At 67.5% G+C, this 719-nt stretch carries 2 pseudogenes; one reads left to right on the top strand and one right to left on the bottom strand.

The features are described 5' to 3' along the window. Nucleotides 1–241, top strand: a pseudogene (locus tag AACY52_RS28885) (hypothetical protein); the annotation flags it as partial. Nucleotides 242–376: 135 nt separating this feature from the next. Here AACY52_RS28885 and AACY52_RS28880 read toward each other — a convergent pair. Then, a pseudogene (locus AACY52_RS28880) lies at nt 377–719 on the bottom strand (hypothetical protein); the annotation flags it as partial.

The following is a 719-nucleotide window of genomic DNA, read 5'->3' as shown; positions in this document are numbered from 1 at the left end:
CACACGATCAAGATTCCAGCGGGAACCCAGTCGGGCCGCGAATTGCGGCAGCGTGGTGCCGGAATGCCTGCTGCAGGGACGTGGGCGCGGTGACCTGGTCATCCTCATCGAGGTGGAAACGCCGAGCAGCCTGACCTCGCGCCAGCGCGAATTGCTCGAGGAATTTAGTGCGACCGAAACCGGCAAGGAATGCCCGCAGACCAGCGGCTTCTTCAAGAAAATGAAGAGCGCCTGGGGTTAAGGGGCGGGGCGGGGCCGGCGCTATGACCTGTCACCCCGGGCTCGTCCCGGGGTCCACCGGGCGGCAAATCCTGCAGGTGTTGGAGGAACACCATGGTAGACCCCGGCACAAGGCCGGGGTGACCACGGCGTCCGCTCACCCCGGATAGCGCGCCTTCAGCATCGCCCAGGCCGCGCGCAGGCCCAGCGCCTCGCCACCTTTGGGCCGCCCCGGCTTGGCCGAAGGCCTCCACGCAAAGGTATCGAAATGCGCCCATGGCGTGCCCTCGGGCACGAAGCGGCGCAGGAACAGCGCCGCCGTCACCGCGCCCGCAAGGCCGCCATCAGGCGCGTTGACCATATCGGCAATGTCGGAGGACAGCATGTCGTCATAGCCATCCCATAGCGGCATCCGCCACAAGGGATCGTAAACCGCCGTGCCCGCCGCCAGCAACGCCTCGGCCAGCGCCTCGTCATTGGCGAAGGTCGCGGGCAGGTCC

The organism is Pseudomonas sp. EA_65y_Pfl1_P113 (genome assembly GCF_963970525.1).
GTDB lineage: Bacteria > Pseudomonadota > Gammaproteobacteria > Pseudomonadales > Pseudomonadaceae > Aquipseudomonas > Aquipseudomonas tritici.
Note: the sequence above shows the minus strand (reverse complement) of the source record. Positions and strands in the feature narration are given on the sequence as shown.